General features: G+C 62.4%; 5 protein-coding genes. 3 read left to right on the top strand and 2 right to left on the bottom strand.

Annotated features, from left to right (window positions below):
• The coding region (locus WBV42_RS05720) for an SDR family NAD(P)-dependent oxidoreductase (RefSeq protein WP_423985173.1) at positions 1-445 on the top strand (445 nt) is incomplete at its 5' end.
• 4 nt (positions 446-449) lie between these two features.
• On the opposite strand, the gene WBV42_RS05715 is transcribed toward WBV42_RS05720, so the two are convergent.
• Positions 450-1,481: a zinc-dependent alcohol dehydrogenase family protein gene (locus WBV42_RS05715; RefSeq protein ID WP_423985172.1), complete on the bottom strand. Its 1,032-nt coding sequence runs from the start codon at positions 1,479-1,481 to the stop codon at positions 450-452.
• A gap of 116 nt (positions 1,482-1,597) precedes the next feature.
• Here WBV42_RS05715 and WBV42_RS05710 point away from each other — a divergent pair, with 116 nt between their 5' ends.
• Positions 1,598-2,374, top strand: coding sequence for an SDR family NAD(P)-dependent oxidoreductase (locus WBV42_RS05710; protein WP_423985171.1), 777 nt, complete (start codon positions 1,598-1,600; stop codon positions 2,372-2,374).
• 10 nt (positions 2,375-2,384) lie between these two features.
• Here the strand turns inward: WBV42_RS05710 and WBV42_RS05705 are convergent, their stop codons facing one another.
• Positions 2,385-3,839: a rhamnulokinase gene (locus tag WBV42_RS05705; protein WP_423985170.1), complete on the bottom strand. Its 1,455-nt coding sequence runs from the start codon at positions 3,837-3,839 to the stop codon at positions 2,385-2,387.
• Between the two features lie 279 nt (positions 3,840-4,118).
• On the opposite strand from WBV42_RS05705, the gene WBV42_RS05700 reads away from it, so the two are divergent.
• Positions 4,119-4,374, top strand: a 256-nt coding sequence (locus tag WBV42_RS05700) for a helix-turn-helix domain-containing protein (RefSeq protein ID WP_423985169.1), incomplete at its 3' end; no start/stop codon positions are given.

Below are 4,374 nucleotides of genomic sequence, written 5' to 3'. Positions count from 1 at the left end.
GAACCTCGACGTACACCTCTACGGATCGCTGAACTGCACTCGCGCTGTCATCGACGGGATGGTCGAGCATGGCTACGGGAAGGTCGTCAACATCACGTCGATTCACACGAAAAACGGCGTCGGGATGTCGCCCGCCTACGACGTGGGCAAGTACAGCCTGCTCGGGCTAACCAAGAGCCTCGCGCTCGAACTCGGCCGGGAGGGGGTTCGCGTCAACGCCGTTGCACCGGGCTGGGTGAACACCAGAATGACCGAAGGGTTCAGCGACGCCGTTCGACAACAGATCCTGGACAACAACCCGATTGGCCGACTCGCGGAACCCGAAGACATCGCGAACGCCGTGACGTTCCTCGCATCGCCCGCCAGCGACTACATCAACGGCCACGAACTCCGCGTCGATGGCGGACAGGTCCCCATCGATAGCTGGCGGTTGGATAATCGATAGACCGTTATTTGTCCCGATTCGGATAGATCATCTTCTTCAGCCCCTCTTTGTCCTCCATGCCGTCGAACGCGTCCGTCAATCCCCCGAGACCGTACTCGTCGGTGATGAGTGACTCGACGTCGATCCGCTCGTTTCGAAGGAACGTGACGGCGCGGGAGAAATCGTTGGGTGTCAGGGAGAACGTTCCGACGAGTTCCGTCTCGTCGTAGTACACCGAGAACGGATCTATCTCGACCGTCGCGTCCTGCGGTGGGACGCCGAAAATCAACGTGGTTCCCCCGGCGGACGGCAGCGACAGCGCGATCTCGATGGTTTCGGGCAACCCGACCGCCTCGACGGCGATATCCACGCCATCGACGAGTTCGTCGAGTTCCGATCGCAGGTCGGTTTCCACGGGATCGATACCGTAGTCCGCGCCGGTTTCGAGCGCCAGTTCGCGCCGGTGATCGACTGGCTCGGAGACGATGACCGTTCCAGCGCCGCTCGCGCGGAACGTCTGGGACAGGAGCAGGCCGATGGGTCCGGCACCGATGATGACGACGGTGTCCCCGGATTCGAGGTCCACTTGATCGACGGCGTGAATACAGCAGGCGAGCGGTTCGGCGAAGGCCGCTTGCCGGTACGCCAACTCCCCCACGGGTTCGACGTAGCCTTCGGGTGCGCGAACGTACTCGGCGAACGCGCCGTCGATGATGGTGTCGGCCGCGCCGCCGATGGAGGTGAAGTTCTCACAGAGGTTCTCCTTCCCGCTCTGACACGCTCGACAGTCGTTGCAGGGGATCGACGGGTTGATCGCCACGCGGTCGCCGACGGCGACGTTGGACACGTCGTCCCCGACGGCGACGACTTCCCCAGCGCTCTCGTGGCCCGGTATCATCGGGAACTCGACGGGGAACGTCCCGTGATACATGTGATAGTCGGTCATACAGACGCCACAGGCGTTCACCCGGACGAGCACGTCCCCATCGTCCGGGTTCGGTCTTTCGTGCTCCTCGATAGCGACGGTCCGCTCGTCCGTCAGTACAGCTGCTTTCATTATCGACACCTGCTAATCCGTGGACCAGCGGTTAAAACTTCCCCCTCCGGAATCGTACTTCCCATCCGTCCTGTTCTGCGAAATACTTACTACCGATGCGCGGGATATCTCGACAAATGGGTGTACTAGATCGATTTGCGCTCGACGGAGAGACAGCCATCGTCACGGGTGCGGCCCGTGGACTCGGCAAGGAAATGGCGACGGCGCTCGCCGACGCCGGTGCCGACGTTGCAATCGTGGACATCGACATCGAGATGGCGGAGGAGGTGGCCGCCGAACTCGAAGAACTCGGCGTCGATACCGTCGCGGTCGAGGTGGACGTGACCGACGAAGCCGAGGTAGAGGCGATGGTCGAGGCGGTGACCGACGAATTGGGTCCCATCGACATTCTCGTGAACAACGCGGGTATCGCCGCGAACGAACCGGCCGAGGAGATGGAGTACGAGACGTGGCAGCGGACGCTCGACGTGAACCTCTCGGGTGTGTTCCTGTGCGCGAAACACGTCGGACGGCGGATGCTCGACCGCGGCGAGGGGCGAATCATCAACATCGCCTCCATGTCGGCCTACAACGTCAACGTCCCGCAACCGCAGGTCGGGTACAACGCGTCGAAGGCGGGCGTGCTGATGGTGACGAAGTCGATGGCCGTCGAGTGGGCCGACCGTGGCGTCCGCGTCAACGCCATCGCGCCGGGCTACATGCGGACCGAACTCGTGGAGGGAGTGCTCGAAGCCGACCCCGAAATGGAACGCACGTGGCTGGACAACACGCCAATGGGACGGCTCGGTCGTCCCGAGGATTTACAGGGTATCGTCGTGTTCCTCGCGTCCGAGGCGTCCCCGTACATGACGGGCGAAATCGTCCGCGTCGATGGCGGCTACACGTCGCGCTGAGACTGGAACTTCATGACGACGAGCGAAGCGCGCGAAGCTTTTCCATCGCTTCATCCCAGCCCTTGGCGGCCGCCGGTTCGTACGTGGATATTTCCATCGTCGATTCGACGAGTCGCCTGCCGGTTTCGAGGTCGGGAAGCGACCCGGCGGCGACTGCCTGCGTCAGCAGGTTTCCGGTCGCGGTCGCTTCGGTCGGTCCCGCGCGGACGACTAACCCGGTCGCATCGGCGAGCAGTTGACAGAACAGTTCGTTTCGGACCCCGCCACCGCCGACGTGGAGCGTTTCGGGGGTTCGTCCGGTCGCCGCCGCGATTCCTTCGAGGGTGAGCGCCGCCGTCGCCGCGAGGCTATCGAGGAGACAGCGGACGGTTTCGCCTTCCGATTCCGGCACCCGCTGGTCCGTGGCACGACAGTAGTCGGCTATCTGCTCGGGCATCGACTCGTCGATACTGAACGCCTCCGCGTCGGGATCGACTATCGACGCGTGTGCGGGTGCGTCCTCGGCGGCCGTCAACAGTTCCTCGTACGAGGTCACGCCACCGTCCCGGTCCCACGCCAACCGACACTCTTCGAGCAGGAAGAACCCGTTGATATTTTTGAGCAGTCGAACGGTGTCGTCGACGCCGAGTTCGTTCGAGACGCCCGCCTCGTAGGCCGCCGCGGAACGGTCGGGCCGTGGCGAAACGACGCCCAGGATGAACCACGACCCGGTGCTCAGAAAGGCGGCGTTTTCCGAAAGCGGCATCCCGGCGACCGCCGCCGCCGTATCGTGACTCGCCGGGAGCACGAGCGTGGGTTCCGACGAGAGGATTTCCGCGTCGACCGTTCCAACGGTGCTCCCGGGTTCGCACAACGGCGGCAGCGGTTCGGTCGGTAGCGACAACCGGTCGAGAAGCGCGGTGTTCCACGACCGCTGTCCGGGGTCCAACATCTGGCTCGTCGATGCGACCGTAACGTCGGTCACCGCCTCCCCGCCGAGGAGATACGTCAGCAACTGGGGCATCATCAGGAGGCGGTCGGCGTCCGCGAGGAGGTCCGGTTCGTTCCGGGCCAGCGCGTGGTACTGCCACAGCGTGTTCGGCGTGTTCCAGTGATTGAGGCCGGTCGCCTCGAACAGTTCCCGCTTGCCGACCGCGTCGATGATGTCGTCGCGGGTCGCGCTGACTTCGGGGTCACGGTACGAGTATGGATCACACAACAGTTCGCCGTCGTTGAGCAGTCCGAAATCCAACCCCCACGTATCGATGCCAACCGTATCGATCCCGTCGAGCGACGACGCCGCCGCCGAGAGTCCCTCCTCGATATCCGTGAGGAGGTCGGTAACGTCCCAGACGTACCGGCCGTTCCGCTCGACCGGGTGGTTGTCGAATCGATGCACTTCGGTGATGTCCATCCGGTTCGGCTCGATTTCTCCGGTGAACACCGTGCCACCGTTCGCGCCGATATCGACTGCGAGGTGATTCATGCCGTTCTTTTCGTCACTGTGTATCCCAGTGATTTGAGTGTTTCCCGCGCGAAACTCCTCTTGCCCGCCGACCAGCGTCGATCGTAACACTCCCATCTTTTGTTCACCACAGAAAAACGCCGCTCATATCTCACCTCCTCCTCGATACTGTACGTCTGACTGACTCATCCCCAAAACATCGATGCCACCACGAATCTATCGTGAACGTTCAGTACATTCCGTATCTTTCAGTTTAACTGTGGTGAACAGATATAAGTGGGTGACCCATTGATAGGTACCATGAACGTAGATGGGCGTTGTCCGGTAAACGCGACGAAGACCTCGTTTACGCTGCTTGAAACCCTCGCGGCCGACGGTCCACTCGGGGTGACGGAACTGGCCTCCCGAATCGACACGACGAAGGGAACCGTTCACAACCACCTGACGACGTTGCGTAGCTTGGGATACGTCAAACAGGTCGATGGTCGATACGACCTCACGCTTCGCTCGCTCGCGACGGGCGAGCGGACGAGGGATCGGATGCAGTTGTTCCGGG

It is taken from the genome of Haladaptatus sp. (assembly GCF_049589095.1).
GTDB lineage: Archaea > Halobacteriota > Halobacteria > Halobacteriales > Haladaptataceae > Haladaptatus.
This window is presented reverse-complemented; position numbering and strand designations above follow the sequence as displayed.

What these genes read in the sequence shown, in the direction of transcription:
- WBV42_RS05715 (WP_423985172.1), bottom strand. Translation starts at nt 1,481, where the DNA reads ATGAAAGCAGCTGTACTGACGGACGAGCGGACCGTCGCTATCGAGGAG.
- WBV42_RS05710 (WP_423985171.1), top strand. Translation starts at nt 1,598, where the DNA reads ATGGGTGTACTAGATCGATTTGCGCTCGACGGAGAGACAGCCATCGTC.
- WBV42_RS05705 (WP_423985170.1), bottom strand. Translation starts at nt 3,839, where the DNA reads ATGAATCACCTCGCAGTCGATATCGGCGCGAACGGTGGCACGGTGTTC.